Annotated in this window: 29 protein-coding genes; 16 read left to right on the top strand and 13 right to left on the bottom strand. The window is 72.4% G+C overall.

What is annotated here, in order from left to right; all coding sequences use genetic code 11:
- Window positions 1-13: 13 nt before the first annotated feature.
- The 7 genes from ACFVT2_RS09125 to ACFVT2_RS09095 form a co-directional block, all read right to left on the bottom strand.
- Window positions 14-1663, bottom strand: a complete 1650-nt coding sequence (locus ACFVT2_RS09125) for an APC family permease (RefSeq protein ID WP_390014105.1) — start codon at window positions 1661-1663, stop codon at window positions 14-16.
- Between the two features lie 165 nt (window positions 1664-1828).
- Window positions 1829-2083, bottom strand: coding sequence for a hypothetical protein (locus ACFVT2_RS09120; RefSeq protein WP_390014102.1), 255 nt, complete (start codon window positions 2081-2083; stop codon window positions 1829-1831).
- A gap of 66 nt (window positions 2084-2149) precedes the next feature.
- Window positions 2150-2962, bottom strand: coding sequence for a class I SAM-dependent methyltransferase (locus ACFVT2_RS09115; protein ID WP_390014099.1), 813 nt, complete (start codon window positions 2960-2962; stop codon window positions 2150-2152).
- Window positions 2959-3474 carry a MarR family winged helix-turn-helix transcriptional regulator gene (locus ACFVT2_RS09110; RefSeq protein WP_390014097.1) on the bottom strand — a complete coding sequence of 172 codons (516 nt, stop codon included), beginning with the start codon at window positions 3472-3474 and terminating at the stop codon, window positions 2959-2961. The genes ACFVT2_RS09115 and ACFVT2_RS09110 overlap by 4 nt, the downstream gene beginning before the upstream one ends.
- 58 nt (window positions 3475-3532) lie before the next feature.
- Window positions 3533-3784: a hypothetical protein gene (locus ACFVT2_RS09105; protein ID WP_390014094.1), complete on the bottom strand. Its 252-nt coding sequence runs from the start codon at window positions 3782-3784 to the stop codon at window positions 3533-3535.
- Between the two features lie 110 nt (window positions 3785-3894).
- A complete protein-coding gene (locus tag ACFVT2_RS09100) occupies window positions 3895-4611 on the bottom strand; it encodes an N-acyl homoserine lactonase family protein (RefSeq protein WP_390014092.1) in 717 nt (238 codons plus the stop codon).
- Window positions 4612-4838: 227 nt separating this feature from the next.
- A complete protein-coding gene (locus ACFVT2_RS09095; RefSeq protein WP_390014467.1) occupies window positions 4839-5333 on the bottom strand; it encodes an NUDIX hydrolase in 495 nt (164 codons plus the stop codon).
- A 154-nt stretch (window positions 5334-5487) separates the two neighbouring features.
- On the opposite strand from ACFVT2_RS09095, the gene ACFVT2_RS09090 reads away from it, so the two are divergent.
- From ACFVT2_RS09090 to ACFVT2_RS09080, 3 genes are all read left to right on the top strand, one after another.
- Window positions 5488-6546: a DUF5954 family protein gene (locus ACFVT2_RS09090; protein ID WP_390014089.1), complete on the top strand. Its 1059-nt coding sequence runs from the start codon at window positions 5488-5490 to the stop codon at window positions 6544-6546.
- Window positions 6547-6617: 71 nt separating this feature from the next.
- Window positions 6618-6827: an NUDIX domain-containing protein gene (locus tag ACFVT2_RS09085; protein WP_390014087.1), complete on the top strand. Its 210-nt coding sequence runs from the start codon at window positions 6618-6620 to the stop codon at window positions 6825-6827.
- Between the two features lie 410 nt (window positions 6828-7237).
- Entirely contained in the window at window positions 7238-7879 is a 642-nt protein-coding gene (locus tag ACFVT2_RS09080) for a TetR/AcrR family transcriptional regulator (RefSeq protein ID WP_390014084.1), read from the top strand.
- Window positions 7880-8346: 467 nt separating this feature from the next.
- Here the strand turns inward: ACFVT2_RS09080 and ACFVT2_RS09075 are convergent, their stop codons facing one another.
- On the bottom strand, window positions 8347-8943 hold the full coding sequence (locus ACFVT2_RS09075; RefSeq protein WP_390014081.1) for a hypothetical protein: 597 nt from the start codon (window positions 8941-8943) through the stop codon (window positions 8347-8349).
- A 476-nt stretch (window positions 8944-9419) separates the two neighbouring features.
- Between ACFVT2_RS09075 and ACFVT2_RS09070 the strand changes: the two genes are divergently transcribed.
- The 5 genes from ACFVT2_RS09070 to ACFVT2_RS09050 all read left to right on the top strand — a co-directional run bounded on the left by ACFVT2_RS09070 (window position 9420) and on the right by ACFVT2_RS09050 (window position 13812).
- Window positions 9420-10643 carry a sensor histidine kinase gene (locus ACFVT2_RS09070; RefSeq protein WP_390014079.1) on the top strand — a complete coding sequence of 408 codons (1224 nt, stop codon included), beginning with the start codon at window positions 9420-9422 and terminating at the stop codon, window positions 10641-10643.
- Entirely contained in the window at window positions 10640-11362 is a 723-nt protein-coding gene (locus ACFVT2_RS09065) for a response regulator (RefSeq protein WP_390014077.1), read from the top strand. The genes ACFVT2_RS09070 and ACFVT2_RS09065 overlap by 4 nt, the downstream gene beginning before the upstream one ends.
- A gap of 162 nt (window positions 11363-11524) precedes the next feature.
- Complete coding sequence (locus ACFVT2_RS09060; protein ID WP_390014075.1) at window positions 11525-12541, top strand: DUF418 domain-containing protein; 1017 nt, start codon at window positions 11525-11527, stop codon at window positions 12539-12541.
- 267 nt (window positions 12542-12808) lie between these two features.
- Window positions 12809-13522: an HNH endonuclease family protein gene (locus tag ACFVT2_RS09055; protein ID WP_390014073.1), complete on the top strand. Its 714-nt coding sequence runs from the start codon at window positions 12809-12811 to the stop codon at window positions 13520-13522.
- Window positions 13519-13812 carry a hypothetical protein gene (locus tag ACFVT2_RS09050; protein WP_390014071.1) on the top strand — a complete coding sequence of 98 codons (294 nt, stop codon included), beginning with the start codon at window positions 13519-13521 and terminating at the stop codon, window positions 13810-13812. Before ACFVT2_RS09055 ends, ACFVT2_RS09050 begins: the two co-directional genes overlap by 4 nt.
- A gap of 87 nt (window positions 13813-13899) precedes the next feature.
- On the opposite strand, the gene ACFVT2_RS09045 is transcribed toward ACFVT2_RS09050, so the two are convergent.
- The 3 genes from ACFVT2_RS09045 to ACFVT2_RS09035 are packed head-to-tail and all read right to left on the bottom strand — an operon-like array spanning window position 13900 to window position 15413.
- Window positions 13900-14463 (bottom strand): SMI1/KNR4 family protein, encoded by a 564-nt coding sequence (locus ACFVT2_RS09045; protein ID WP_390014069.1) that lies wholly within the window; start codon window positions 14461-14463, stop codon window positions 13900-13902.
- 59 nt (window positions 14464-14522) lie between these two features.
- Window positions 14523-14924, bottom strand: coding sequence for a DUF4345 domain-containing protein (locus ACFVT2_RS09040; protein ID WP_390014067.1), 402 nt, complete (start codon window positions 14922-14924; stop codon window positions 14523-14525).
- A gap of 57 nt (window positions 14925-14981) precedes the next feature.
- The gene (locus tag ACFVT2_RS09035) at window positions 14982-15413 is read right to left on the bottom strand and encodes a protein-tyrosine phosphatase family protein (RefSeq protein ID WP_390014064.1); all 432 of its coding nucleotides are present in this window, start codon (window positions 15411-15413) and stop codon (window positions 14982-14984) included.
- Between the two features lie 404 nt (window positions 15414-15817).
- Between ACFVT2_RS09035 and ACFVT2_RS09030 the strand changes: the two genes are divergently transcribed.
- The 6 genes from ACFVT2_RS09030 to ACFVT2_RS09005 all read left to right on the top strand — a co-directional run bounded on the left by ACFVT2_RS09030 (window position 15818) and on the right by ACFVT2_RS09005 (window position 23117).
- Entirely contained in the window at window positions 15818-16021 is a 204-nt protein-coding gene (locus ACFVT2_RS09030) for a hypothetical protein (RefSeq protein WP_390014062.1), read from the top strand.
- Between the two features lie 242 nt (window positions 16022-16263).
- Entirely contained in the window at window positions 16264-17490 is a 1227-nt protein-coding gene (locus tag ACFVT2_RS09025; protein WP_390014060.1) for a helix-turn-helix domain-containing protein, read from the top strand.
- The gene (locus tag ACFVT2_RS09020; protein WP_390014058.1) at window positions 17487-18038 is read left to right on the top strand and encodes a hypothetical protein; all 552 of its coding nucleotides are present in this window, start codon (window positions 17487-17489) and stop codon (window positions 18036-18038) included. Before ACFVT2_RS09025 ends, ACFVT2_RS09020 begins: the two co-directional genes overlap by 4 nt.
- Window positions 18039-18449: 411 nt before the next feature.
- Complete coding sequence (locus tag ACFVT2_RS09015) at window positions 18450-20837, top strand: ATP-binding cassette domain-containing protein (RefSeq protein ID WP_390014056.1); 2388 nt, start codon at window positions 18450-18452, stop codon at window positions 20835-20837.
- A 213-nt stretch (window positions 20838-21050) separates the two neighbouring features.
- Window positions 21051-22721: a peptide-N4-asparagine amidase gene (locus ACFVT2_RS09010; RefSeq protein ID WP_390014053.1), complete on the top strand. Its 1671-nt coding sequence runs from the start codon at window positions 21051-21053 to the stop codon at window positions 22719-22721.
- Window positions 22722-22940: 219 nt separating this feature from the next.
- Complete coding sequence (locus ACFVT2_RS09005; RefSeq protein ID WP_390014051.1) at window positions 22941-23117, top strand: hypothetical protein; 177 nt, start codon at window positions 22941-22943, stop codon at window positions 23115-23117.
- Window positions 23118-23167: 50 nt separating this feature from the next.
- On the opposite strand, the gene ACFVT2_RS09000 is transcribed toward ACFVT2_RS09005, so the two are convergent.
- Window positions 23168-24178, bottom strand: coding sequence for an ArsR/SmtB family transcription factor (locus ACFVT2_RS09000; protein WP_390014049.1), 1011 nt, complete (start codon window positions 24176-24178; stop codon window positions 23168-23170).
- A gap of 249 nt (window positions 24179-24427) precedes the next feature.
- Between ACFVT2_RS09000 and ACFVT2_RS08995 the strand changes: the two genes are divergently transcribed.
- A complete protein-coding gene (locus ACFVT2_RS08995; protein WP_390014047.1) occupies window positions 24428-25705 on the top strand; it encodes an alpha/beta hydrolase family protein in 1278 nt (425 codons plus the stop codon).
- A gap of 60 nt (window positions 25706-25765) precedes the next feature.
- Here ACFVT2_RS08995 and ACFVT2_RS08990 read toward each other — a convergent pair whose 3' ends face one another.
- A complete protein-coding gene (locus tag ACFVT2_RS08990; protein WP_390014464.1) occupies window positions 25766-26287 on the bottom strand; it encodes an AAA family ATPase in 522 nt (173 codons plus the stop codon).
- Window positions 26288-26531: 244 nt separating this feature from the next.
- Between ACFVT2_RS08990 and ACFVT2_RS08985 the strand changes: the two genes are divergently transcribed.
- Window positions 26532-26885 carry a PH domain-containing protein gene (locus ACFVT2_RS08985; protein ID WP_390014045.1) on the top strand — a complete coding sequence of 118 codons (354 nt, stop codon included), beginning with the start codon at window positions 26532-26534 and terminating at the stop codon, window positions 26883-26885.
- Window positions 26886-26952 lie beyond the last annotated feature (67 nt).

The following is a 26952-nucleotide window of genomic DNA, read 5'->3' as shown; positions in this document are numbered from 1 at the left end:
ACGCCAGGAGAGCTCACGCCCCGGTGACCACCTCCACCGACCCGATGTACTCCCGCGTCGCCTCGTCCGGCAGCCGTACCGCCTGCGCCCAGTAGTAGATGACGAGGCTGAACGCGGCGATCAGCGCGATGTCCCACCACAGCGGAAGGGTGTCCGTCGCACCGCAGGACACCTTGGACGCCGGACCGGTGCTGCAGAAGCCGCCCTGCCAGGAGATCACCCCCATGCCCAGCAGGTACACCGGCAGCCACTGCGCGTGCTGCCAGTCCAGGTGCGGGACCTTGGGGTTGAGCTTCAGCAGCGCCGAGCCGCCCAGGACCAGATAGCCCAGGACGATCGCCACGCCGAGGCGCCACAGCGTGTCCCAACCAGCCCAGTAGATGATCAAGTTGGCGACGACGAAGGCCACCGGGGCCCAGAAGAGCCCACCGGGCAGGCGGTACGGCCGCGGCCGGTCCGGATCCTGCTTCCGCAGACACCCGAAGGCGAGCGGGGCACCGGCGTACATCAGCACGCTCGCCGACGTCACGAAGCCGACCAGTTTCTGCCAGGTGGGGAACGGCAGGAAGACCACGAGCCCGATGACGAAGGCGACCAGCAGACCGAACCACGGCACACCGCGCTTGGTGGTGCGCTCGAACACCGCCGGCACGTAGCCGTTGCGGGACAGCCCGTACGAGATCCGGGAGGTGGCCGTCACGTAGATCAGGCCGGTCCCGGACGGCGAGATGACCGCGTCGATGTAGAGGAGCGTCGCCAGCCACCCGAGTCCGACGGAGGTGGCGAGGCCGGCGAACGGCCCCGCCTTGCCGCTGAACGACAGATCGGCCCAGCCACCGTGCGCGAAGGCGCTGTGCGGGAGCGCCCCGATGAACACCGCCTGGAGTGCCACGTACACCAGCACGCCGATCAGGATCGAGCCGATGACCGCCCGCGGGATGTCGTGCGCCGGGTTGCGGCTCTCGCCCGCCAACTGGTCGGCCTGCTCGAAGCCGAGGAGCGCGAAGATGATGCCGCTGGTGCTGATCGCCGAGAGCATGCCCTTGGCGCCGAAGGGCGCGAAGCCCTGGTACCCGAAGTTGCCGGGGTGGAAGGCGGCGGTCCCCATCACGATGATGGTGACGACGGGGACGGCCATCTTCCACCAGGTCGCCGCGCTGTTGGTGTGGGCCAGCCATCTGATGCCGAAGAAGTTGACGATCACGAAGAACGCCATGAAGGCGACGGCGAGCCCGTACCCGGCCGGGGTGAGGTGGTTCTTGCCGGTCTGCACCCAGGGGGCGTGCACGCTGAGGTAGTTCAGGGACGCCATCACCTCGATCGGCGCCACGGTGACCGCCTGGAGCCAGGAGAACCAGCCGAAGGACGCGCCGGCCGCGCTGCCGAACGCGTAGTGCGGGAAGCGCGCGGTGCCGCCCGCGACCGGGTACATCGCCCCCAGCTCGGCGTGGACGAACGCCAGGATGATGATGGCGACGGCCCCGATGCCCCAGGAGACCAACGCCGCGGTGCCCGCCGCCTGCGCCGCGAACAGCGCCCCGAACAGCCATCCGGATCCGATGATGGACCCCTCCGAGGCCCAGATCAGCCCGATCAACCCGATGTCTCGTTTCAGACCGGGATTCCGGGGCGCGGCGTGTGCGGGCGGCTTGTGCATCTCCATGGGGCGTGCCCTCGTTCTGCTGCGTCGGGTGCGTCGGGTGACGATGCGCCCACTGGCCTGTGCGGGCGTACGTACCTTTTGCCCCAATACTTCAGGACGGTCGAGAGGAGAACAGGCACGCCGCGCCGGGCGTGCCGCGGCCGGGCGTCACCTGCCCCGCCGGCGCTACGGACGGGCCGGCGAGGTACGAGGGGGCGACGGTGCCGGAGCGGGGGTGGCGGCGGGGCGGAGCATGTCGATGCCGGGCGGGGCGACCTCCACGCCGGTCTCGTCGAGGCCGACCGCCCAGGCGATGCCGGCGACACTGGCGGCCAGCGCGAGCGCCAGACCGATGGCCCCCAACGGGGCACACCGGTGTCCGTCCCGTGCGCTGCCGCTCTCCCGCATACCCGCCACCCCGCCCTCCGTACGTTGTTCCATGTTCCTTTGGAGGGAGGGGAGTTGACCATCACCCATACGGGGCAGGGGCGCGCCCGCGAGGTCGGGTCAGGGCTTGACGGCGTGCAGGATCCGCAGCCCCCGCGGCCCGGTCTCGTCGTGCCGGACCTCCAGACCGGCGGCCCGGCACTGCCCGGCCAGCCACTGCGCCGGGATCCGCAGCTTCGGGTAGCTGCTGGTCCGCAACTCCCAACCCGTCGCCGAGCGGGTGTGCAGCAGATCGTGGACCAGCACGGTGTCCGCATCGACGTATTCGAGGAAGCAGGTGAGCAGCCGGTCGTCCGTGCTGCGGACCGGCAGGAAGCGGTCGTCGCCGTGCAGCTCCGCCGTCAGGTCGCGGTAGGTGGCGACGAAGTGGCCGCCGCGGCGCAGCGCGTGCGCGATGTCGCGGAGGAGCCGGGTGACGTCGTCCTTGGTGGGCAGGTGCGGCAGCGTGTCGCCCATGCACACCACGGCCGCCACCGATTCCGCGGGCGCCGCCTCGGGAAGGGCGTCGCGGATGTCCCGGTGGAGGGGGCGGAGGGCCTCCGGGGCGCCCCCGGTCCGGGCATGTGCCTGGGTGAGTTCGGTGAGCAGCCGTTCGCTGGTGTCCACGGCGATGACGGGCGAGAAGCCGAGGCGGACCAGCGCCAGGGCCTGCGTCCCGGGGCCGCAGCCGAGATCGACGGCGATACTGCCGCCGTCCGAATCGCCCGAACCACTCGAATCACCCGAGCCTTCCGGCCCACCGAACTCCGCATGCACGCCCAGCTTCCGCAACAGTGCGAGCTGGCCCGAGGCGGCGGCGTGCACGTCGCCGCCCAGCATCCAGGTGTAGTGCTCGGCGAGCAGGCGCGCGTAGTGCTCCACGGCAGCGGTCATTGCGGATTCCCTTCGGATGGGGGGTGCGTGTTTCCCACCGCCGACTCGCCGGTGCGCACCCAGGCCGCGAGATCGGCGAGGTAGACGTTGGCCATCGAGGCTTCCAGGGCCCCGCCGAGCGCCGCCCGGTACGTGGGGGTCGCCTCCGCGTACCGCTGCCGGCCGGCCTCGGTGACGCTGGCGGCCACCGCGCGTCCGTCACCGGGGGCGGCGGCCCGCCGGGCGAGACCCTGGGACTCCAGGCGGCCGATCAGGCGGGTGACCGTGCTGTCCTTCAGCCCGATCCGGTCGGCCAGTTCGCCCATGCGCAGCGCCGGCCCGCTGTCCGGCCGGCTGAGCGCGCACAGCGCCCGGTAGTCCGACAGCGGTAGGCCGTGGCGGCGTTGGAGGGTGGCGTCGAGCTGCTTCTCCACCCGGCCCAGCAACCGCACCGCCATGCACCAGCGTTCGTCCTCCGCGTCGCCGGCGGGTGCGGCGGAGGCGCCGTCTGACATCGACTCGAACCCGTTCACAGCGGTAACCTAACTGCTTGCTCAAGCAATTACTAGACGGGGCGGGCGAACGCCGGGCCTACTCCGGCTGCCCCAGAACGACCCCGCGCCCGGCGTACACCCGGTCCAGCGCCTGCCACTCGACGTGTGCGAACTCCTGGGAACGGCCGGGGAGTCCGGAGGGATTGTGGATCACCACGTGGTCCGGGGTGACGCCGACGGCCAGGACCAGGTGCCCGCCCCGCTGCGGCGGCTCGGGGTCGGCGTCCCGGATGGCGGGGTGGACGGAGAGCAGCACGAGCCGGCCGGCGCCGATCAGCGCGACGGCCACGGCTCTTCCCCCGTTGCACCCGTGCCGTTGCACCCGTGCCGTGGTACCGGTCTCCGTAGCACCCGCCCCCGTGGCGCCGGTCTCCGTAGCGCCCGTCGCTGTGGCACCCGTCATCCGGCGCGCGGTGGCTCCCAGACCGAGCAGTCGTGGGCGAAGTACACCCGGCGCGGATCGAATGCGGCGAGCCGGTCGAGCCAGGGGCGGTAGCCGGGGAGCGGCGGCGCGATGCCGTCCAGAGCGGCTCGGCGGGCCAGGTGGTCGGAGGCGTAGTGGGAGGCGAAGTCATGGGCCTGGCCGGCCAACACCACCGTGCCGTCGGGACGGTGGAGGACCAGCGACTGGTGCCCGTCGGTGTGGCCCGGTGTCGGCACGATCCAGACGCCCGGCCAGACCTCCGCCTCGCCGGCGAACTCCTCGTAGCGCGCCCCGGGGAAGTCGATCAGCTCGTCGATGGTGTAGTCACCCCGCCGCGCGGTGGCCAGCTCCACGTCCTGCACCAGCACGGGCTTCCCGGCCAGCAGGGGGTTGCCGCCGCAGTGGTCGAAGTGCAGATGGCAGTTGACGACGAGTGAGATGTCGGCCAGGGACGCGCCGGCATCGGCCAGCGCGGCCTGGAGCGGGCGGCGTTGGGGGCGGTAGTGCGCCTCGGTCTCCGGGTCGGCGGCGCCGATGCCGGTGTCGAAGAGGAGCAGACCCCGGTCGTGCTCCACCAGGTAGGCGAGCGCGGGCTCCACCCGGGGCTCCGGGCCGCCGGTCTCCGACGCCGGCCGGATGAAGTAGCCCAGGTCGAGCCGGTGCACCGCCGGATGCGCTGAGGTCGTCTGCATGCCCTCATGATTGCCGGACCGGCCGGCTGCTCGCAGCCACTTTCCGGCGGCCACCGCCGACCCCATGGTCAACGGCGGCCGCGCCCGCACCACCGGCGCCCGCCCCCACGGGCGCCCGCCCCCACCGGCGCCCGCACCACCAGCGCCTGCACCACCGCATCCGGCCCACCGGCATCCGATCCACCGGCGGCATCCGATCCACTGGCGTCCAGCCGGCCGGAGCTCCGTCAGATCGTCCCGACGCACATCACATCGAGCCGGTGCGCCGCCGGAGCGGCGATCGTCAACTCCGGGCGCCACACGGTGAGGATCTGCGCGGACGGCGTGAACAGCGGCCCGGGCAGCGCCGTGGGGGAGTGCCATTCCCAACGGCTGATGTGCTGCGGTTCCGCGACGTGCGGCGTCCCCTCGAAGCGGGTGACGAGGGACGCCATCGTGATGCGGTTCAGACCGTGGACGTCGTCGTGCAGCATCGCGAAGACCCGCACGTCGTCCGGCTCGGTGCGCAGACCGGTCTCCTCGCGGAGCTCCCGGGCCGCGGCGGACCGCACGCCCTCACCCGGATCGACCTTGCCGCCGGGCAACTCCCAGGTCCCCGCGCGGTGCAGACCGAGCAGGACCCGCCCGTCCGCGTCCAGCACGATGACGCCGACCCCGAACGCCGCCTGTGCCTGCGGCGGTCGGTCCCCCCGCTGCCGGCTGGTCACCGCACCCGTACCCATGCCCGTTCCGCTGCCCATCCCGTCCCTTTCTCGGTTCTTCAGCGACCTGCCCCGTTCCCGGGGCGGCAACACTTTCCCGCACATTCACCCACAGGAGGGGGTCACATCCCTCGTTCCGGCCGAACCCGGCGCGCACAGCGGCCACAATGCGCGCATGACCGATGACTGGAAGCGACAGATCGACCGACTCCACCAGGACTTGCTGCGGCGCGACGATCCGGCCGAGTGGGTCGCGGAGGCGGATGCCGTGGACGCGTCCCGTCGCTATCCGGACCTGGCGCTCCGCGGCCCGGTCTTCGGTCTCGCCGTCCTCGACCCCGCAGGCACCGCGGACCCCGCGGCCACCGCGCAGAAACCCGAACGCGACCCGGAATGGCGCCTGTTGAAGCCTGTCACGGACGGCACGCCGCAGGACACCCGGGACACGCTCAACTCCCACCTGTGGTTCAAGGCCAAGGACGACACCGACGATCCCGTCGTGCGGCGCGAACTGCTGGCCGCGGTCGCGCGGTTGGAACGCGAACCACTCGACGAACTGACGGTCTGCGACGCCCGCTACCGGATCGTCCGCGGCGACGAGTTCGCCCGCACCGGCCAGGCCGGTCTGGAACCACCCAGGCCCACCGACCTCGAACCGGTCGACCGCACCTGGGAAGGCCGGAGCGACACCACCCCGTCACCGGACCGGGACTTCGCCCTCGTCCCCGGCCGCGAGACCAGCCCCATGGCCGCCGCCATGAAAGTCGCACTCCAAGGCTTCGCCTACTCCGGGGCGCGCTTCCCCACCGCCGTCCGCGAAGAGTCCGAACGCGCCCGCACGGCCTACCCGGACGTCGTCCTGCTGCCCGTCGGCTTCGGTGTGGCCGAACGCCGCTTCGGAGGCTGGCAACCGAGGGGAGCGCTGATGCCGACCCCGCACGAAGCGCGGCGGCTGCTCGCCGACGCCATGGTCGAATTCTGGCCCGAGCTGTACAAGTTCAGCGACGCGGAACGGAAGCGCTACGCGCAGGCCGCCGAGGAATTCAAGGCCGCCGGCCGCGCCAATGAGGCGCGGGTGGGCGACAAGGCGTTCCAGATCTGCCGTATCGAGCGGATGGTCCGGACCGGCCCCGACGGCCCGGAGCCGCCTCGCCCGTCGGACATCGACGACTACGGCCCGACGAAGATCCATCCGACCATGGACGAGGACGGCACGCTCCACTACGACAGCTGACCGCCGGCGACCCCGGCCTGGATGATCTATTCCAAGGGGCCGCGCTGGTTGCCGGTGGATAGCATGCGCGGATGTCCTCGGTGCACCTGCGTCGCGCAGTCCGTGCAGTCGTCCTCGACGAGGATGACCGTGTCCTGCTGTGTCGTTTTGCCGTCCCCGAGCCGGTCGGCACTGTCGTATGGGCGGCACCTGGTGGCGGCGTCGAGTGTGGTGAGACGCCGCTCGCCGCGCTCCGCCCGGCGCGTCCTTGCCCGCCGCGCTCGACGAGCATCCCGCAATGACGAAGGCCGCAGCTGCTGCCGCAGCCGCCGTGACGGCGCGCCTCATCCCAGCCCCCAGATAACGCAGGCAGTAGTCGGTCTCTGACGAGTCTTGATCGTATTCACCAGAGGTCCGCGTCGCGCCAGCCGGCCTGGATGGCGCCACGGGGTTGAACTCCGCTGCCTGTCGCGTCTCTTCGCCGAACCGAGGCGGTACAGGTGCGTCGAACGAGCCTGCCCTGACCGGTGAATGGGCGTAGGCCATGCCGCGGAGCACCCCCGTGTCCCCGCCGCAAGCGGCCCCACGCCACACCCTCCGTAGTGCGTACCCTTGGCCGTTCAGGTGCCTCGCTCCCCCCGCAGGCTTCCAGCATTATCTGCCACGCGTATTATGTCAACGGTATTAGAAAGAACTGACGGAGAAGCCGACCATGCCGAAACAGGTGGATCACGACGAACGCCGCGAAGCGATCGCCCGAGCGCTGTGGCGGGTGGTGGAGCAGCGGGGCGTTGCGCATCTGACCCTGCGCGAGGTCGCGAAGGAGGCGGGCATCTCCCACGGGGCGCTGCAGCACTACTTCGCCTCCCGGGAGGCGATGCTCTCCTTCGCCATGGACCTCGCGTGGGAGCAGAAGACGCTGCGCGTCCACCGGGGCTTCCAGGCGCTCGGCGACCAGCCGCACCCCCGCGACGTGCTCCGCGTGATGCTCACGGAGATGCTCCCTTTGCATACCGACGCCCGCGCGGCGAGCCGGATCAGCGCCGCCTACGTCCTGGAGGCGCTGCACAACGAGAACATCCACGCGCGGGCCCGCGACGATATCGCCCAAGGGCGCGTCGTCTTCGAGCAGTTGATCCGCCAGGCGATCGCCGACGGGCACATCAGCCCCACCCGCGACCCGGTGGCCGAGACCAATCTGCTCCTCGCGCTCACCGGCTTCACCACCCTCCTCGAACTGGACGTGGTCGAGCCTCAGGACGCGCTCACCGCAATCGATCAGCACCTGGGCAGGCTGTTCACCACGAACGATCTCGGCACGGGACACGAGGGGGCCGCGGTCGATGACGCGTAGTTCAGGACCGACGGGACGGGATATGGGCCAGGATGGGCCGATGATGAGCGAAGAAGTTCGGGAGCTGTGGTTGCGCATACCAGGCACGTAAGCCCAACTCCAGCCCCTGATGGGCTGGTTGAGGCATGAGGACGGGTTGCGGGGGCAGTGCGGGCGTTCCAGGCCCCGCCCGCCGCGGGGGAAATGGGCGGAGCGCGCTGATGGGACCCTGCCATCCCGTCCCCCCCGCCGGACTACGCCCGTCAACGTGTGGGGCCCTGTTCCAGCCGCGCGAGCTGCACAGGCTGTGCGGTCCAGCGGATGTGGGATCCCGTACCCGCACCTGACTCGGTCACCGCGCGCAGCCGGCGCCGGGCGAACTGAACCTGCTCCAACTGCTGCCGCCGAGCACCGGTTAACGAGCACCGATGGTCCCTGGCCGAGTCGGACACCGTGCGCCCCCGCGGCCCGCGTCCCCCCCCCGCCGCTCAGCCGAGACCGCGGCGGGCCCGCTCGGCGTCGATGAGTTCGTCGGTCAGCTCCTCCGGGTCCACCGTGAACTCAAGCTCGTCGAGGGCGTCGTAGTCGGTCACGCCGAGCGGCAGACCGAACTCGGCGAGCTGGGCGGACAGCAGCGCGAACGCCCGCCGTTCATCGGGCTCGTCATGGTATTCGGCCTGGTCGGCGGCGCATGCCTCGGCAAGGGTGCGGCCGGCCATGCTCCAGTAGGTGAACTCGGTGTCGAGCTCGATGAGGGGCGTGGGGCCGTCCGCCGGCTCGTCGGGGTGGTGCCAGTAGCCGATCCAGCCCTTACCGCCCTCGGCGACGAGTTTGACGTACCGGGCCATCTCCGCGGCCGCGGCGTTGACGGCCTGCATCTCGGGGTCGGCGCGTTCCTCTTCGCTGAGGTAGCTGGTGTCGAGGAGCGGGTGGAGCTGCCCGGCTTCGAGAAAGGCGAGGTCCAGCAGATCACTTATCTCGGTGCGACCGCCCCACTCCGCCACCAGCATCGCGCGCAAGTCGTCCGGGATCGGACGGCCGTCCAGTCGCTCGCGGGAGAACTCGGCGAGCCGCTCTTCGAACATGGTCCCTCGTCACTGTCGAAACCGAAGCAGGATGATGAGACGACTCTACGGGCGGCCACTGACAACCGGACTTGGTGCCTTCCACAACACATACGTGGAGGAGAGCAGTTCAGCGCCGTGCTGGGGGCATCAGCAGCTGCCCGGACCGCTGCGTCAGGGGAGGGCGGGGCCGCTGCCCGTGCCGGAGACCGTGCGGGCGGCGGCCTCCGTGCGGCCGGTCGCGGTCAGCCGGAGCCGTCGTCGGCCGACCCGACCCCGGCTTCGTGCCCCTGCGCCGGCCCGACGGTCGCCCCGAACCAGGCGCTGATCACACACACAGTGCAGGACGGTCCGCGTCCCACACCGTGCTCCGGCTGCTGACGACGGTGGGGACGCGACTGCCTGCCTGCCCGCGTCGTGACCTGTCACCGCGGGCGGCCGGCAGGTCGGCCATTCGGCCGACTCGTCGCGGGCCGGTGCTTACGTAACCTGCCGGAGTGGAACGTCACGCACCCTTCCCGCGCCGTGCCCGGTGGATGGCCACCGGCTCGCTGTCCCTGGTCCTCGCCCTGTTCTGGCTGGCCGACTGGGCGAGCGTCCAACCACTGACCGGCTATCCGCACAGCCCGGCGGACTTCGTCCCCCTCGCCACCACACCGCTGTTCGCTGCGCTCCTGCTGATGCCCGACGGGTGGCTGACCGTAGGGCGCCGGGCCGCGGTCGCGGCGGCCGGCTCGTGGGCGGTGACCGTTGCGCTCGCTCTCGTGCCCGGCCGGAGCGCCGCCGGGACGTGGGGCCTGCCGGAGACCGGGGCACTGCTGGGGCTGCTCGTGCTCACTGCCCGGCGAGCCGAACCGCCGCGGGTCGCCGTCGCCCTGTGCACCGCACTCGGCACCGCCGTCGTCGCGGCCCCGCTGCGTCTCTGGCACCGCGGCGAATTCGTCAACTTCGCCTTCCTCCTCACCCTCGCCGTCGGCGCGGCGCTCGGCCTGGGCTGCTACCTGCGGGCCCTGGACGCCCGCCGGGCCCGCGCCGTCGTCGCCGTACGCGAGGGCGAACGGCTGGAACTCGCCCGCGACCTCCATGACTTCGTGGCCCACCACGTGACCGGCATCGTCGTCCAGGCCCAAGCCGCCCGAACGATCCGTGAGATCGCCCCCGAGCGCGTCGACACCATGCTGCTCGGGATCGAGAAGGCGGGACTGGAGACGTTGGACTCGATGCGCCGCCTGGTCCGGGTCCTGCGCGAGGAAGAGGGCCGCGCGGTGCGCCCCGGCGAGCTCTACGCCGCGCTGGCCGAACTGGCCGCCGACTTCGCCCGGGGCGGCGGGCCGGACGCCACCGTCCGGATCGACGCCGCCGCCCGCCGCGCCCGCCTCGCACCCGAAGTGGAGACCTCCGTCCAGCGCGCGGTGCAGGAGGCCCTGACCAATGTGCGGCGGCACGCGCCGGGGGCGACCACGGTGGCCGTTCGCGCCGCCCTTCGCGCCGGGCACCTTGCCGTCGAGGTGAGCAACGGCCCGCCCATCGAGCGCGCCGCCGCGCCCGCCGGGGGCCGCGGCGGTTTCGGACTGGTCGGCCTGCGGGAACGCGCCGAGGCGGTCGGCGGCTCGCTGACCGCCGGGCCGACCCCGGAGGGCGGCTGGCAGCTGACCGCGACGTTCCCGGTGCTGGACCAGGGGCCGGACGCCGACGCCGGCATGGCACGATCGGACCCGTGAGCACTTCCCCGACGTCTCCACCCGCGCCGGAATCCGCGCACCGGGCCCCCGCGACCCGCGTGCTCATCGCCGACGACCAGGAGATGGTCCGTACCGGCTTCCAGCTGATCCTCGACGCCCAACCCGACATCGAAGTGATCGCCGAGGTCGCCGACGGCGCGGCGTGCGTGGAGGCCGCCCGGCGGCTGTGGCCCGACGTCTGCCTGGTGGACATCCGGATGCCCAAACTGGACGGCCTGGACGTCACCCGGATCCTCGCCGGACCGGACGCCACCGATCCGCTGCGGGTCGTCGTGGTGACCACCTTCGACCAGGACGACTACGTCTACGGCGCCCTCCAGGGCGGCGCCTGCGGTTTCCTCCTCAAGGACGCCGGCCCCGGCCTGCTGGTCGAGGCCGTCCGGGCCGCGGCCCGCGGCGACGCGCTGGTCTCGCCGTCGGTGACGGTACGACTGCTGGAGCAGCTCGGCTCGCACCCGGGCGCGGCACCCGGCGCTGACGCCGGCGGACGCCCCGCAGGACCGCTCACGGACCGCGAGATGGAGGTGGCCAGACTGGTCGCCCGGGGGCGCACCAACCAGGAGATCTGCCAGGAGCTCTACGTCTCCCTCGGCACCGTGAAGACGCACCTCGGGAGCATCCAGACCAAGCTGGGCGTCCGCAACCGCGTGGAGATCGCCGCCTGGGCCTGGGAAACGGGCGCGGTGCGGTCCCGCTGACCACCGTCGGCCGACCTGCCCTCGCCGCTCGTCCGCTGCCGGGCCCGACGCCGGGGTGAGTGCCGGGGCGGGCGCCGGGTCGGCCGTTCGGCCGAGGGCGGCCGGGCGACTCCGGCCGAACGGCAGAGGCCCCGGGGACCCCCGCCGGCCGACCGTGGTTCCATGCAGCAGACCTCCACCGCAGCACCGCCCGCACCGGTCCAGGCCCAGGCGCCCGGCCGGCACCGCATCCGCGCCCTCGACGCCCTCCGGGGGTTCGCGCTGTGCGGCATCCTCCTGGTCAACATCCCGCAGATCACCGCCATGCACTTCGGGCCGAGCACCGGGGGCCTGCACCCGATCCGCGCCTTCTTGGACCTCACCGTCCAGGAACGCTTCTTCCCGATCTTCTCGTTCCTCTTCGGCATCAGCTTCGCGCTCTTCCTCGACGGTGCGGCCCGCCGCTCGGACCGGCCGCGGCTGCTCCTGGTACGGCGCCTGGTCGCGCTCGGCGTCCTCGGGGCGGCACACCAACTGCTGCACCCCGGAGAGGCGCTCACCCCCTACGCCATCATCGGGCTGATCGTGCTGTTGCCCGCCACCTGGCTGCCGACCCGGCTCGTCCTCACGGCCGGCGCCGCCCTCACCCTGGCCTCCGTGACGTTCGCCTCGGGCGGCATCATCACCATCCCGGGCCTGTTCCTGCTCGGCCTCGCGGTGGCCCGTCTGGGCCTGCCGCGCGCCCTGGACCACCGCACCGGCCGGCTCGCCGCGGTGCTCGCGGTGGTCGCGCCGCTCGCGGCGGCGGCGGTCTGGTGGCAGCACACCGTCGATCCCGCCGATGCCCACGCCACCCGGCTCGCCGCCGAGGCCGGACTCCTGGCCGCCGTCGCCTACGCCGTCACCCTGCTCCTGCTGCTGCGCACCCCGCTGGGGACGCCCTTGTCCGCGGTCCTGGAACCGCTCGGCCGCATGGCGCTCACCAACTACCTGACCGCCACCCTCCTCGTCGTCGCGGCCGCCCCGGTGCTCGGGCTGCGGCACTCCCTCCACTGGGGCGCGGCCATGGTGTTGGCCCTGGTGATCCTCATCCTCCAGACGCTCTTCAGCCGCTGGTGGCTGGCCCGCTTTCGGTACGGCCCGGTGGAGTGGTGCCTGCGCTGTGTGACCTGGTGGGAGCGCGTTCCCAACCGCCGCTGAACGGGCCCGCGTTGCCCGGCGAAGTACCGTGCCGGAGCCGACGAAGGAGAAGTTCCCCTCAAGCGGGTGAGGTGTCGCCGACTTGAGGGGAACCACGGACAGTCGTCGGAAAGTCGTACGTCCCGGTGCCGAGTCGCGGTCATTTCCGGTGGTCGGGCCGCGCTTTATACTCGGCCGAATTCTCGACGGAATGCCAGACTCCCGAATTTACCCACCAAGGAGTGGATTTCGGAATGCGGAACCGTTTCGCCTGGTGATGCTCTCCGGGTGTTGACCCATGCCTGGTGGCGCCGCGCCGCCACCACAACAGCCCTGATCCTCGCAGCGGTTCTCCCCACCGCATCGACCACCGCAATAGCCGATCCCGCTCCGCGACCCGCCCCCGAATTGCGGCCCGCCGCGACCGCATTCGACACCGTCCCGCTGAAACTCCCCGAACCGCCGTCCGCGGCGGTGGCGCGCACCGAACTCGCCGGACTGCACATCGCCGCCCCGCATTCGATGAACGGCTACAGCCGCGCGAAATTCCCGCACTGGATCAAGCAGTACGGGGAATGCGACACCCGCGAGGTGGTCCTCGCACGGGACGGCGAGGACGTCAAGCAGGACGAGAAGTGCCGGGCCATTTCCGGCACGTGGTTCAGCGAGTACGACGCGAAGGTCTTCCACGTCTCCGGCCAGCTCGACATCGACCACATCGTGCCGCTGGCCAATGCCTGGCGTTCCGGTGCCGACGAGTGGACCACCCCCGAGCGCCGGAAGTTCGCCAACGACCTCGTCCACGCCCAGCTGATCGCCGTATCTGCCTCCTCCAACCGGCAGAAGGGCGACCAGTCACCGGACCAGTGGTCCCCGCCGCGGCACGCCTACTGGTGCACCTACGCCCGCGCCTGGACCGACGTCAAACACCTCTACCACCTGAACATCACCGAACCGGAGAAGGCCAAGCTCACCGAGATGCTGGACACCTGCGAACAGTGACCACCCCCGAGCACGACGCACTCACCGACCGGGTCACGGCCGGCCCCGGTGGTGCGATGACGGTCCAGGTCGGCGTCATCACCGGCGACCTGACCGTCACCACCACCGACCGGGGCGACGGTACCGCCGGCGTCGTCATCCAATACACCGGCGCCGAGGAGCACTACGACCTCGAAGGCGGCCCGGTCCGGATTCCGTCCGGGGGCATCGACGCGTTCCACCGGGCGGTGCTGGACGCGGTGCGCGCCGGCGGTGCCGCCCAGATGCCCGGTACCGCCCCGCGTCCCTGACGCCGACGCCGACCGGACAACCGACGGGGACCCGGCCGACCGGTCGCGGTCCCCGTGTCCCGTCCCCCATGACCCACGGACTACGAACTACGCGGCGTCGAACCACTCCTCGTCGGCCGCCCAGTGCCCGACCCACCCGGCGAAGCCTGCGTCACCGGTGGTGAGTCCGAACTCCGCGCCGAACGGGACCGCGCCCTCACCGCTGATCATCCACACCTGACCGCGGTGTGCGCCGGTGATGACGAGGTGCCAGTTCATCCCGCAGCCGTCGGTACCGAGTACGACGGACCCGTCCTCGACGACCCGGTCGACCAACGGGTCCACCTCTGCGGCCGGCCGGGGATCCTCCTCCCACAGCCAGGCGTTCGTCAGCGGGAAGGGACGCCTGAGGGTCCGCGCCGATCCGTCGTCGCCCCAGTCCGATGGCAGCGCGGCGAGCGGCAACAGGCCGTATTCCGGCGGGCCGGCGGGCCACCCGTCGGCTATCTCCGCGACACAGGTGCGGTACGGCTCGGGCAGCACCACGCCGTGCTCCGCTTCGAAGGCGCGCACCGCGTGCCAGCCCAACGCCGGCCCTGCGGCGGCCGGGCCCGGGGCGAAGGCCGCCCGCAGCGCGGCGAGGTCGGCGGGATCGGGGTGCTCGTTCTCCATGTCCTCAGGGATACCACCCCGTACTGACAGTGGCCCCGTCTTCGCACCAGCGAAGTGCGTCAGCCGCGTCCCGCCGCGGCCGCCTTCTCGTCGGCGTCCGAGAGCCAGAAGTAGACCGGCGGGAGCAGGAGTTCAACGGCCGCCAGGGGGATCTGGAACCAGTGCGGCCAGCCGTGGACGAGCAGCGACAGCACCCGGCCGACCCCGCCGAGCAGGAAGACCGCGGTCAGCAGTCGCACCGCCGCCGACGGGACCGGTGACTGCCGCGCCGCCCAGATCCAGGCCAGCCCGAACCCGAGGAAGATTGCGTTGTAGAAGCGCTCCCGGCTGTCGACGGTGGCGCCGGCCAGTTCCTCGCCGGGCACCGACGCGATGCCGAGCACGAGGTGGTAGGCGCCGATCGCGACGCAGGCCACCCCCATGACCCAGGCCAGCCCCTTGAGAACCTTCGCCTTGTCCATGTGCACCGTCCTCCTCGTCGTTTGCGCGTGCCGCCGTCCCGCAGTGCGGCGGGCCCGTCACGGAGAAAAGTGGCGGACGTACCGCTTCTGCCAAGGGGTTTCCACGGCGTGCCGGTCGTAGTGCCGGCGGACGTATTCCACCGCCCGGTCGGCGGGTACGCCGTCGAGGACGGCGAGGCAGGCCAGCGCGGTACCGGTCCGGCCGCGGCCGCCGCCGCAGGCGAGCTCGATCCGTTCCGTCGCCGACCGGTCCCAGGCTTCGCGGAACACCCGCCGGGCCTCCGCGCGGTCGCTGGGCAGGCGGAAGTCCGGCCAGCGCAACCACCTTGCCTGCCACGGGACTTGGGGCGGCTGCTTGCCGAGCAGATACACGGCGTAGGTGGGCGGCGGGCCGGCGGGGAGCGGTCGGCGCAGGCCGCGTCCGCGGACCAGACGGCCGGAGGGGAGTCGGAGCACTCCGGGATCGGTGGTGTTCCAGGTCTCGATCACCCGTTCACCCTAGTTCTCCCGAGGGGGAGTTGGGTGGGAAGTCGCGACAACAGGGGATGTGCACCGGCCTCCGGAGGAGGTCGAACGGGTGTTGTGGCAGGAGTCGGATTCGCAACTGGAAACGCAACGGCAACCGCAATCGTGCCATTAACCGACTGTAGCGTTGGTGGATCGGTTCTGTGACGATGTACCGTCCCGGGACACGAGGTGGCCCTGGCAAGGCTGGGAACCGGTGCCAGGGCCACTCATTCGCATCCATCTCGATCAAGGAGGGACAGATGCCCCCTGACCGAACACCTCACTGGCGCCTGAAAGCAGCCCAGTTGAAGCGCTACGAAGCTAACATCCCTCGCAGGGGCCCGGTTGAAACCGGGGACCGGCGTGACTTCCCGGTCAACGAGCCGATGAGTGCCCGGTCCGCGGTCCGGATCGCCATCCGGTGCGACGTCCAACTCACCGCACCGTTGGGTGCGTTCCTCGCGATTCCGTATCTGGGGAACATCCTGGTGCAGGGCGTCGACGCCCGCTGGGCGCCCGCCGTGGCGCTGGCCGCGCTGATCGCGGCCTGCCGTCCCCGTCTCCGCCACCAGCGCCGACGCGCCGGCTGACGCGGTACGGGGCGTAGCCGCCGGTCCCGGCGGGCTGCGCGCGGACGGTGGTCCGAGACCCGGGCCCGTCGCGGCACCGGAGGTCCTTCCGGTGCCACGGCGGGCCACCCGGCGCGGTGCCGGTGTCGCGCCGCGGTGCCCGACGGCCCGCGGCGCACGGCCACGAAGCCGGCCGGCAAACCGCAAATCGCCCAATTCTGCGGCGAGTTCACGGTGGCACATCCCCCAGAAGGATTACAGCGATGACTCCTAAGGATCCTGGACCGGTCCCCTGCGCCAGGACCGGTTGCCCCAACGAGGTGGAGAGCGGGTCCGGTCCCGGGCGGCGCCGGAAGTACTGCAGCGACTCCTGCGGTCGGGCCGTCCGCAAGATCCGCAGTTCACAGCGGACCCCGGACACCAAGGCGCACGACGAGGACGCCCGCCAGGTCACCGACGACATGGCCTGCCGGATCGCCGTGCTACGGACCCAGATACGCGACGGCGACGCGCTCGCCGGGCTGCGGCAGGTCGTCGAGCTCACCAGCGACCTGGACTGCGTGACCGCCGCAGTGGTGCAACAGGCCCGCGACCGCGGGCACAAGGGTCCGGCCATCGCCGAGGCCCTGCACATCACGGTGGACAAGGTCGGCCGGGCGTACACGGCGGAGAGCATCGCCCGGAAGCTCACCAAGCGCCGGGCTCGGCGCGCGGCGCTCGCCGGCACCGCGGCGGTGCCGCAGCCCGCCGGCCGTGCGGAACCGCCGCCCGTCCCCGGCCGGCCGGACCAACTGACCGCCCCGACCCGCCCGGACCCGCTGACGTCCGCCGCCCGGACGGACGTCGAGCGGCGCCGGGCCGTCGTCGTCCGCACCGCCCCGTCGCGCCGCGCGTACCCGGAGGGCGAGGGCGGCGAAGGCGGGGGCAGAGCGGGCGGACCGGACTGCGGGCCACCGGGCCAGGACTCCCGCACCGCGCTCGCCTCGGCGCTGTCCCACCTCCAACGCGCCAGCGACAAGACGCTCCGGGCCCTCGCGGACGAGACGCGGGTGAGCGCCTCGTACATCTCCCGGATCCTCTCGGGTGAGCGCAGCCCCACCTGGAAGGTCACCCGCCGGATGGTGCACGCCTGCGGCGGCGACCCGGAGGCCGTCCGCCCCCTGTGGGACGCGGCCCACGGGCGGCGCCCGGCCCGCGCCGGGAGCCTGCACGCGGCGCTGCGCGGGCTGTATCTGTCCGCGGCCTGCCCGGACCCCACGGAGATCTGCCTCTCCAGCGGACACGCCCTCACCGAGCGTGAGGTCAATGGTCTGCTGCACGGCTCCCTGATCCCGGACTGGGAGACCGTCGGTGCGGTCGTCGGCGTCCTGCACGGCCGACCGGACGACATCCGCCCGCTCTGGGACCACGCCCGGCTCGCCCAACTCTCCCGATTTTCCTGCGGATTGGTTTCCGAACGGCGTACGCCGCGGGCCGAGGCGTTCGGATGACGCCGGCCCCCTCCCGTGCGCCGGCCCGGGGCGACCGCCGGCCCGCGACGCCCGCCACTCCGCCCGCGGTCGCCCTGCCGCCCGCCTTCGAAGCCTTCTACGCCCTGCACTGCGAGTGCTATCTCGGCTATGCCCTGGCCCACGTGACGGAATCGGCCGCGTCCCGGGTCCTGGGGGAGGCCATGGGGGAGGTCGTCATCCGGTGGGCCGACATCGTCCGCCGGCCCAACCCGGCCGCCTGTGCCTGGGCCCTGGTGAGTACCCGCATAAGGCAGCGGAGCGGGGGGCCGGGGCGCGATGTGGAGGGCCTGGCGTTACGTCACCTTGAGCACACGGCGTTACGTCATCCCGCCCTGGAATACGACGCGTTCGTCCTGCACGACGTGCTCGGCCACTCGGTGGAGGACGCCGCGGAGGCGATGGGGGAGGAGGTCAGCCGGGTCCGCTACGCGCTGGCCGCGGGGCGCAGCCGGGCGCGCCCGGGGGGCGTGGGGTACCCGCCCGTAGGCCGTCTGCCGGATCCCGCCCGCAATACCCCGCAGGGGTGACCCGAGCTGTTCGAGTGGTCGTCGGCGCTCGGATGTCAGGTCCCCCACGGCCTCCCGCCAGCGGGGGAACGTCTGTTCATCGTGTGCCCCCGGATCACCCGTTACGGGGGCCGGTGCGGGCCGTTCTTTAGGGCACCTGTGCCCCTCGTGTGCCTCGGAAGAGGAGGGCGAGCCGGGTGCCCGTGTCTGAGCGGGGTCCGGTTCCGTTCGAATTCCTCTCCGGTGGCGCGTCCGGGCGCGGCGCGCGGTTGACACCGCGGGATCCGGAGCGGCCCGCCCCACGGGTCGGTCGTCCCGGCGGTGCCGCGCCGGCAGCGGGCACGAGCCGATGACCGTGGAAGGGGAACGAGAACCATGCGGATGAAACGCGTTGGGGGAGACGGCCGGGTGCGGAAGGAGAAACCCGGGTCGGTGACCGGCGAGGAGCCGACCGGTGGCGAGGAGTTGCAGTTCCTCGACCGGACCGGCAGTCGGGAGCGGGCCGGGCGGCAGATCCGGCTGGTGGACATGGCGCGGCGGCTGCCGCAGTTGGTGCGGCGGTCGGTCGCGTTGGCCTGGCGGATCGACCGCTGGGCGGCCCTGGGACTGCTGGTCTGCCAGGCCGCCTCGGGTGCGGTGCAGGCGCTCGGCCTGTTGGCGGTCAGCGGGACGATCACGGCGCTGCTGTCCGGCGGGGACATCTACGGACGGCTGCTCGGGGCCTGGCCGTCGGTGCTCCTGCTGGCGGTCGCCGCCGGGGTGCGGGCGGCGCTCGGGATCGTGGTGGTCTGGCTGTCGTCCCGCTTGGGGCCGCAGATGTCCCGGGAGGCCGAACTCCGGCTGTTGCAGGCGGTCACCGAGGTCGAGTTGGCGGCCTATGACGCGCCCGGGTTCACCCACCGCAAGGAGGCGGCGGACCGGGGCGCCGAGATCGTCCAGGACCTGGTCGGGGAGGGGCAGGACCTGATCGCCTCGGTCGCCTCCCTGGCCGCCGGTGCGGCGGTGTTGACGGCGCTGCACCCCGCGCTGCTGCCCTTGTTGGCGCTGGCCAGTCTGCCCCAGGCGGTGGCCCAGGTGGGCGCGGCCCGGGTGCGGTACCTGGCCCGGCTGCGTGCCGGGGGCGACTATCGTCTGCTGTCGATCCTGCGCTGGCACGTCTGCGACCGGTACGCCGCCGACCAGGTCCGGGCCGGCACCATGGCCGACTTCCTCGTCGGGCGCTACCGCCAGATCACCGGGCGCATCAACCGCGCCGACCGGCGCGCGGCGAACACCGGGGCGCGGATGTCCGCGGTGGGCGCGGTCTGCGGCGGGTTGGCTTCGACGGCGGTCTGGGGCGCGGTGGTGTGGTTGCTGGCCACCGGCCGGATGAGCGTCGGGCACGCCGGTACCGCGGTGTTCGCGCTACAGACGGTCGGGTCGGCGCTGCGCGGCCTGGTCGCCGGGGGCGCCCGCATCATGCGCACCGGGCTCTACATGGACGACTGGTCGGAATTCCTGGCGGAGGCCGGCGGATTCCGGATGCGCCGCGGCACCGCCGTGCCCGCGGCCCCGCGCGAGATCCGCGTGACGGACCTCGTCTTCCGGTACGAGGAGGCGGCCCAGGACGCACTGCGGGGCGTCTCGTTCACCCTGCGGCGCGGTGAGGTCGTCGCCCTGGTCGGCTACAACGGCAGCGGCAAGACCACGCTGGCCAAGCTGCTGAGCGGGCTGTACCTGCCGACCACCGGGGCGGTCACCTGGGACGGCGTCCGCACCGACGACCTCGATCCGCAGGCCATGTGGACGCAGGTCGCGCTGGTGCCCCAGGAGTACGCGCGCTGGCCGCTGACCGCCCGGGAGAACATCACCCTGGGCCGGCCCACCGACGGCGGCGACGCCGACGTCCACGCCGCCTGCGCCCGGTCCGGTGCCGACGAGGTGATCACCGAACTGCGGTCCGGGCTCGACACGGTGCTGGCCCGTGACTGGCTCGGCGGACAGGAGCTCTCCGGCGGGCAGTGGCAGCGGATCGCCCTCACCCGCGCGTTCCACCGGTCGGCCGGACTGCTCGTCCTGGACGAGCCGACGTCCGCGCTGGACCCGCTCGGTGAGCACCGCATCTTCGCCGGTCTGCGGGAGATCGCGGCGACCCGCGCGGTGGTCCTGATCACCCACCGGCTCACCAATGTGGCCGTGGCCGACCGCATCCTGGTCCTGGACAAGGGTCGGGTCGTCCAGCACGGCACCTTCCCCGAACTGGTCGCGCAGCCGGGGCTGTTCCGTGAACTGTGGGCCTACCAGCACACGCGGGAGGTGCACCGGCCCGAAGGGGACGGGCCGGTCGCAACGGAGGTGGTCCCGCTGGATCCGGCGGAAGCCGCGGACGAGGCGCGCCGACCCGAGGTGACCGGCACCGCGGCGCTGCTCGTCAACGACCGCGGGCAGTACCTCCTCCATCTCCGGGACGCGCACAAGGAGATCTGCGACCCCGGTACGTGGTCGCTGCCGGGTGGCGCTCCGGAACCGGGCGAGACCGCGTACCAGGCGGTCACCCGGGAGCTGTGCGAGGAGGCCGAGTTGACGGTGCCCGACCTGGTGCCGTTCGCGCTGCTGCGGTGCTCGGCACCGGACGGCACCGTGCACGGGTGCATCCAGGTGTTCCTCGGGCACTGGAACGGTGATGCGGCGGCGCTGCCCCTCACCGAGGGGGTGCTGCTGCACTGGTTCGACGTCGGGACGCTGCCCCGGCTGACGATGTGCGACTGGGCGGCGGAGGCCATCCGCCGGCACCAGGACGAGCTGTGCGGGGCCACCGAGGGCTCTCTCGGCCGAGGCTGACGGGGACGGGCCCGGGCCGCTGCACCAGCGGCCCGGGCCCGGCTCGTCGGCTCTGGTCGGGCGGGGCCGCGGGTGGCCGGTGTGCGTCGACGGTCGGCCGGAGGCTGGTCGCCGAGGTGGGGAGGCCCAGTGGGGGACCGGTACGGCACCCGTAGGCGATCAGGCCAACAGGGCACTGGTGCACGGCAGTACGAAGCGCTTGACTCCTGATCCATGAGACGAGCGCTTCTCGCTTTGTGCGCCGCTGTCGTCGGACTGTTGCTGGGCGTGGTCCCGGCCGTGGCCGCGACGCCGCCCACCGAGTTCGGCAACGACTGGCACGACCCGATCACCGCGGGTCCACCCGTGTCCGTCCCCGACACGCCTTCCTGCCGCGTCACGGTCGCCGACACCGCCTTCCGTGACTACACGCCCTACAAGGGCACCTACATACCGCCCGGCAGTACGGGAGACCCCGGGAACCCCGAAAACGCGACAAACCCCGGAAACGCCGGAAAGTGCGGTCACCGCTGGAGCAAGGTCGTCCTGAGCCTCGAAGGGTCCGTGGCCGGGCGGCAGTTCGACCGTCTCGGCTATCTGCACATCGGCGGCGTGGAGGTCCTCCGCACCTCGACCCCGGAACCCTCGCCCCGGGGCATCGCCTGGCACGTGGAGAAGGACGTCACGCGGTACGCCTCCGTGCTGCGTACGCGGCAGCCCGTCGAGATGCTGATCGGCAACACCGTCGACGGGACCTACACCGGCGTCATCAAGGTCAAGGTCACGCTGACCTTCTACGCGGCAAAGGGCCGGGTGAAGGCGGCCGCCACCCCCGACAAGGTCCTCACCCTCCAGGGCGGCCACACTCAGGACGCGGTGTACCAGGGGCAGTTGACCACGCCGCGCAACAGTGAACGCATCGTCGCCGAGGTGTACGCCACCGGATCGGGCGGCGGCTGCGAGGAGTTCTGGTACCTGACGGTGCCGGACGCGGTGCCGTACTCGTGCCGGGCCAAGGACGGCCCGTACCGCGAGGTGCAGGTGCGGATCGACGGCCAGCTCGCCGGCATCGCGGCGCCCTTCCCGACCGTGTGGACGGGCGGCTGGTCCAATCCCTTCCTGTGGTACGTGATCCCCGGCCCGCGGGCCTTCGACGTCCGGCCGCTGGAGTACGACCTCACGCCGTTCGCCGGGCTGCTGAACGACGGGCGTCCGCACCAGGTCGCGGTGTCGGTCACCGGTCTGCCGGCCGGGCAGAGCGGCTGGAGCACCCCCACCAACATCCTGGTCTGGCAGGACGCCAAGGCGGCTCATGTGACCGGCGCGCTCGTCACTAGCCAGGCGGGCGACCCGGTCGACAAGACCGCGTACGAGCCGGGCGCCGAGCGCCGGTTGACGGCCGAGGGCGGGCACGCGCTCACGGTCGCGGGATACCTCGACACCTCGCACGGCCGGGTCACCACGACCGTCACGCGCCGGCTCACCGGGAGCTCCACGCACCGCTGGAACGCGGACGAGACGACCGACGCGCTCCGGGCACGCTGGCACGACGCGGAAACGGTGACCGTACGCGGTCGGGGGCCCGCGACCACCACCCGTACCCAGCGCACCTACACCATGGACGGTGCGACGACCGTGGACGCCGCCAACCGGCTGCGTACGACCATGACCATGGGCGACCGCGCGGACCTTGCCACCCTGCACGGCGGGCGGCGCACCGACTGGGCGCGGCTGGACGACACCTACACCGGCGACGCCGCGTACAACCAGAACGTGCCCCGTGACCAGCGGCACGCCACCGGAGTCTCGCGCGAGCGCTACCGCGTGCACGGTCCCGGCTCCTGCTACGACCGGACGTTGGCCACCGCCCAGGGGGAGTTGACGGCGGACCGGTACGGCTGCTGAGCGGATGACGGTGTGACGGTGTGACGGGCGTTGCCGAAGGCATTTGCTTCGTCGCGACAGTGAAGCAAAGAGGGCTGACTTTCGGTCAACTTCGGTTGAGTGTGGCCGGAGGGGCGCCTCTCTCTTCCCTCTTGGCGCACGTTCCGTAATAGGTTTCCTACTCACCGCAGTCGGCGGGAGAGGCCCGCCGCCGAGATCTGTCCGTCCACGGAGGAAGCGATGCCGCAGGGAACCATCGTGCTGTTCAACAAGAGCGACTGTGTGGGCATCATCGCCGACGAGCGCGGAGAACGGCTCCCGTTCTCGGGGATGGAGACGCAGACCACCGACGTCGGTCAGCAGGTCATCTTCGATGTGCACGGCGCGAAGGCCACCAATGTGATGGCGGTGCGCTGACGGTCCGGTGGCCGTGGACGGCGTCGCCCCCGGGCCGTCCACGGCCACCGCTACGACGGCGGCGGTCGGTCCGCCCGACCCCGCTCGACGAGCAGGGTTCCGAGCGGGGTGCGACGGTGGAGCACCGCCCGGCCGGCCCGCTCCGTGGTGATCAGGCCGGCCCCGCGCAGCGCCGCGGCATGGGTCGAGACGGTGGCGTTGCTGACGCACAGTCGGCGGGCGAGCGTGCCGGTGGTGTGCTCCGTCGCCAGGAGCAGCAGCATGTCCCGGCGGGTGCGGCCCAGTACCGCGGCCAACGCCTCGTCGGTGCCGCCGGCCGAGGATGGCGGGAGCGGAAGCCCCGGCCCGGCCGGATAGGTCAGGAACAGCGGCCGGCCGGGCAGGTCGGCGAGGAGCGGCGGTCCGGTCCGGTGGAAGGTGGGGACGAGGACCACCCCGCGGCCCCGCAGGTCGAGGGAGCGCCCCCGCGGCTCGCTCTCGTGGTGCGGCGCCGGTAGCGCGAACTCCCAGCAGCCGTCGCGTAGTTGGGTGCCGGGGACGAGGCTGGTGAGTGCGGTGGCGAGGCCGTGCTCGGCGACGGTCAGGGCGTATCGGGTGAACTCCGCGTGGTGCAGGTCCTGGATCAGCGGCCAGACGGGCCGGAGGACGGCGTCGAAGGCGGCGGCCTGGGCCCGACGGAAAAGCTGCCAGGCATCGGGGTCGCCGCGGTGCAGGTCGTGGACCCAGCGGGGGGCGGGCGTCGGCGCTCCGGCGTAGACCCGTTCGAGCTCGGAGCGGACCACGTTCGGGGAGGTGGCCCGAACGGACTCCAGTCCCTCCGTGAGGTCATCGCCGAACTGGTCGAGGAAGCTCGGGGCCCGCAGGCCGGGGACGAGGTCCCCGAAGGGTTGCGCGGCCGTCGGTAGGGCCCGCAGCGTCCGCTGCCGCCAGCGGCCGAAGAGCGGGGCGGCATCGCGGCGGCACATCGCGCTGAGCGCCACGTTGAGTTCCTGGAGCGGGGCCGGGCGGGGCGCGAACCGGACCCGGGCGAAGTCGGCGGCCGTGAAGTGGATCCGAAGCACTGTTCCCCCTGTCCGGCGGAGCCCCCGCCGTCGATGGCGCCAGCCTTTCGGCCGGAGCCTAAAGGATCGCCGGTCGCCGGTCCCGGCGGCAGGGTGTCGGTGACGAGGACGACGGTGACGGTGACGGTGGCGGAGAAGGCGCGGGCGACGGCGGTGGCGATCATGCCGTCGGGGTTCTCGCGGCTCGTCACGTCAGGTGTGACCGCGTTGGGTCGACGGCAGTGCAGGCGTAGGGAGTGAGGGGGAACGATGTCCCGGAATGTGGCCGAGGATGGCACGGGTGCCGGTGCGGGTGGGGTGGGTCGGCGGACGGTCGGCAGGGCGGCGGTGTCGCTGGCGGCCGCGGCGTTGTTCGCCGGTGCCGCCACGGACAGCGCACGAGCCGGGGAAGGGGCGCGGGAGGGGGTCGGGCTGACGCCCCTGTTGCCGGTGCCGACCGGGCCGTACCCGATCGGTGTCACCACCCTCTATCTCGTCGATCCGGAGCGGTCCGACCCCTGGGATCCGGCCATCCGGGTGCGGGAGTTGATGGTCACCGTCTTCTACCCGGCCCGTTCGGCGCACGGGCACCCGGTGGCCCGGCAGATGACCGGGGCCGCCGCGGAACTCTTCGCCCAGGTCGACGCCGCCGTGCACCACCTGCCGACGCACGGCGTGCAGTGGGCCGCCGTCAGGACCCATGCGCACATCGATGCGCCCGCGCGGGACGTCCCGGGGCCGGTGATCCTCTACAGTCCGGGCGGTGGCGATCCGCGCACCCTGGGCACCGGTCTGGCGGAGGAACTGGCCGGCCGCGGCGCGGTGGTCGTGACCCTCGACCACCCCGGTGACACCAGTGAGGTGGAGTTCCCGGTGGCCGGACCGGGGCGGCCGGAGAAGGTGCGGACGACCGTGTTCCGGAGGGACCCCCGGAAGGATCCCGGCATCTTCCGTACCGCGATCGAGACCCGGATCGCCGATCTCCGGTTCGTGCTGGACCAGTTGGCGGTGCTGGCGGCCGGTGGCAACCCCGATGCGGCGGGGCGCGCGCTGCCGGTGGGCCTCGGCCGGGCGGTCGATCTGCGCAGGGTGGGCGTCTACGGCCACTCGGCGGGCGGTACCGCAGCGGCCCAGGCGCTGTACGAGGATCCGCGGATCGGTGCGGCGGTGAATCTGGAGGGCTTCCTCGATCACCCGGCGCCGGCGCCGGGCCGGGTGGGGGAGCTGTTCCCGGTCGCCCGGCACGGTGTGGACCGGCCGCTGCTGCTGCTCGGCAGTGCGGGCTTCGCGGGGAAGGGGGAGTTGGCGCGTTCCTGGTCGGCGGTGCGGGCGCGATCGGGCGGTCGGGTCCGCCGGGGGGAGATCGCCCGGGCCGGGCACTGGGTGTTCACCGACTACGCGGCCCTCGCCCCGCAGTTGCAGGCCGCCGGGCTGCTGGGCGCGGGTGACCGGCGGGCACTGGTCGGCCGGATCGATCCGGCGGAATCCGTTCCGGCGGTGCGGAGGTGGGTGCGGTCGTTCTTCACCCGGCACCTGCCGCGAGGCTGACGGCCGGGGCGGCGTCCGGTGGGCGGTACCCCGCGCCGCCGCCGGACGCCGCCCCGGCCGTCAGGCCACCGATCCTTCGGCCCACGCCCGTTCGAGGATCGCGTCCACCGTCTCGTCGACGGTCTGCCGCGAGGTGTCCAGCCACAGCCCGAGGTCCCGGGGCGTCTCCGCCCGCAGCAGCACGTCCAGGTCCCCCACGCTCCAGTCCGGTCCGTACGCGGTCTTGGGCCGGGCTGCCTCCCGCGCGGCGACCGTCTCCGGATCGGGCAGCAGGGCGACGACGGCGAGCGGGCGGGTCACGATGTCGGCGGCCAGTTGGGCGAGGTGCTCGCCGAGGAGGATGTCCTGCACGATGACGGTGAAACCGGCCCTGGCGTACTCGTCCGCGCAGGTGGCCGTCAGCCGGTGCCGCAGCCGCAGTTGGGCGAGGGCTTCCTCCCCCGCGTCCGGGGTCATGCCGACCTGGCCCCGGACGATGTTGCGGCGGAAGCCGTCACCGCGCAGATGTACCGACCGGGGCAGGCGCTCGGCGAGGGCCTGCGCCACGGTGGACTTGCCGGCGGCCTGGATACCGGTGATCACCACGACTCCGGGTGCCAGCCAGGGACCTTGCGGGGTGACCCGCCCGGGGGCGGTGTCGAGAGCGTTCACGGTCATGGCGCCGATTATGTCCGCCGTCGCCCCGCCGGTCCTTCGATTTTCCTCCCGCTGCGGTGGGCCGCCGGGGGCACGCTCCGGTACCCGGTCCGCCCCGCCGCGGTCGGTCTCCGTATGCTCGCCCTACCCGATCCGGAAGGTGACCACTTTCGGAGGGAGGAAGGCGGACATGACGACCACCTACTACCGGGATCGCTGGATCACCTGCACCCCGGACGCGCTGCGGATCCGCGGCTACTACTTCCCGTGGGGCACCAAGACCATCCCGTACACCGCGATCCGCTCGGTGCGACGGGTGGAGATGGGCGTCCTGACGGGGCAGGGCCGCATCTGGGGCAGTGGGCACCCCCGGTACTGGGCGGGCCTGGACCCGCGGCGGATGACGAAGAGCACCGCGCTCGTCCTCGACGTCGGCCGCTACGTCCGGCCGTTCCTCACCCCCGACGATCCGGACGCGGTGGAGGCGGTGCTCCGCGAACGGATGCCGCCGGGCCCGCCGGCGGACGGCGCCGACCGGCGGTAGCGAGTCGGGTGCCGCGGCCGACATCGGGGTGAACCCCCAACGTCCCTGAAATGGCGGGGCGTTGGGT

The sequence above is a fragment of the Streptomyces sp. NPDC058000 genome (genome assembly GCF_042886435.1).
Taxonomy (GTDB): domain Bacteria; phylum Actinomycetota; class Actinomycetes; order Streptomycetales; family Streptomycetaceae; genus Streptomyces.
The sequence above is the reverse complement of the archived record's forward strand: the minus strand, read 5'-3'. Positions and strand labels throughout refer to the sequence as shown.

Excerpts from the sequence above, each read along its gene's own strand:
- ACFVT2_RS09125 (WP_390014105.1), bottom strand. The coding sequence starts at position 1,663 with ATGGAGATGCACAAGCCGCCCGCACACGCCGCGCCCCGGAATCCCGGT.
- ACFVT2_RS09120 (WP_390014102.1), bottom strand. The coding sequence starts at position 2,083 with ATGGAACAACGTACGGAGGGCGGGGTGGCGGGTATGCGGGAGAGCGGC.
- ACFVT2_RS09115 (WP_390014099.1), bottom strand. The coding sequence starts at position 2,962 with ATGACCGCTGCCGTGGAGCACTACGCGCGCCTGCTCGCCGAGCACTAC.
- ACFVT2_RS09100 (WP_390014092.1), bottom strand. The coding sequence starts at position 4,611 with ATGCAGACGACCTCAGCGCATCCGGCGGTGCACCGGCTCGACCTGGGC.
- ACFVT2_RS09095 (WP_390014467.1), bottom strand. The coding sequence starts at position 5,333 with ATGGGTACGGGTGCGGTGACCAGCCGGCAGCGGGGGGACCGACCGCCG.
- ACFVT2_RS09090 (WP_390014089.1), top strand. The coding sequence starts at position 5,488 with ATGACCGATGACTGGAAGCGACAGATCGACCGACTCCACCAGGACTTG.
- ACFVT2_RS09085 (WP_390014087.1), top strand. The coding sequence starts at position 6,618 with ATGTCCTCGGTGCACCTGCGTCGCGCAGTCCGTGCAGTCGTCCTCGAC.
- ACFVT2_RS09080 (WP_390014084.1), top strand. The coding sequence starts at position 7,238 with ATGCCGAAACAGGTGGATCACGACGAACGCCGCGAAGCGATCGCCCGA.
- ACFVT2_RS09075 (WP_390014081.1), bottom strand. The coding sequence starts at position 8,943 with ATGTTCGAAGAGCGGCTCGCCGAGTTCTCCCGCGAGCGACTGGACGGC.
- ACFVT2_RS09060 (WP_390014075.1), top strand. The coding sequence starts at position 11,525 with ATGCAGCAGACCTCCACCGCAGCACCGCCCGCACCGGTCCAGGCCCAG.
- ACFVT2_RS09045 (WP_390014069.1), bottom strand. The coding sequence starts at position 14,463 with ATGGAGAACGAGCACCCCGATCCCGCCGACCTCGCCGCGCTGCGGGCG.
- ACFVT2_RS09040 (WP_390014067.1), bottom strand. The coding sequence starts at position 14,924 with ATGGACAAGGCGAAGGTTCTCAAGGGGCTGGCCTGGGTCATGGGGGTG.
- ACFVT2_RS09030 (WP_390014062.1), top strand. The coding sequence starts at position 15,818 with ATGAGTGCCCGGTCCGCGGTCCGGATCGCCATCCGGTGCGACGTCCAA.
- ACFVT2_RS09025 (WP_390014060.1), top strand. The coding sequence starts at position 16,264 with ATGACTCCTAAGGATCCTGGACCGGTCCCCTGCGCCAGGACCGGTTGC.
- ACFVT2_RS09020 (WP_390014058.1), top strand. The coding sequence starts at position 17,487 with ATGACGCCGGCCCCCTCCCGTGCGCCGGCCCGGGGCGACCGCCGGCCC.
- ACFVT2_RS09010 (WP_390014053.1), top strand. The coding sequence starts at position 21,051 with ATGAGACGAGCGCTTCTCGCTTTGTGCGCCGCTGTCGTCGGACTGTTG.
- ACFVT2_RS09005 (WP_390014051.1), top strand. The coding sequence starts at position 22,941 with ATGCCGCAGGGAACCATCGTGCTGTTCAACAAGAGCGACTGTGTGGGC.
- ACFVT2_RS08995 (WP_390014047.1), top strand. The coding sequence starts at position 24,428 with ATGTCCCGGAATGTGGCCGAGGATGGCACGGGTGCCGGTGCGGGTGGG.
- ACFVT2_RS08985 (WP_390014045.1), top strand. The coding sequence starts at position 26,532 with ATGACGACCACCTACTACCGGGATCGCTGGATCACCTGCACCCCGGAC.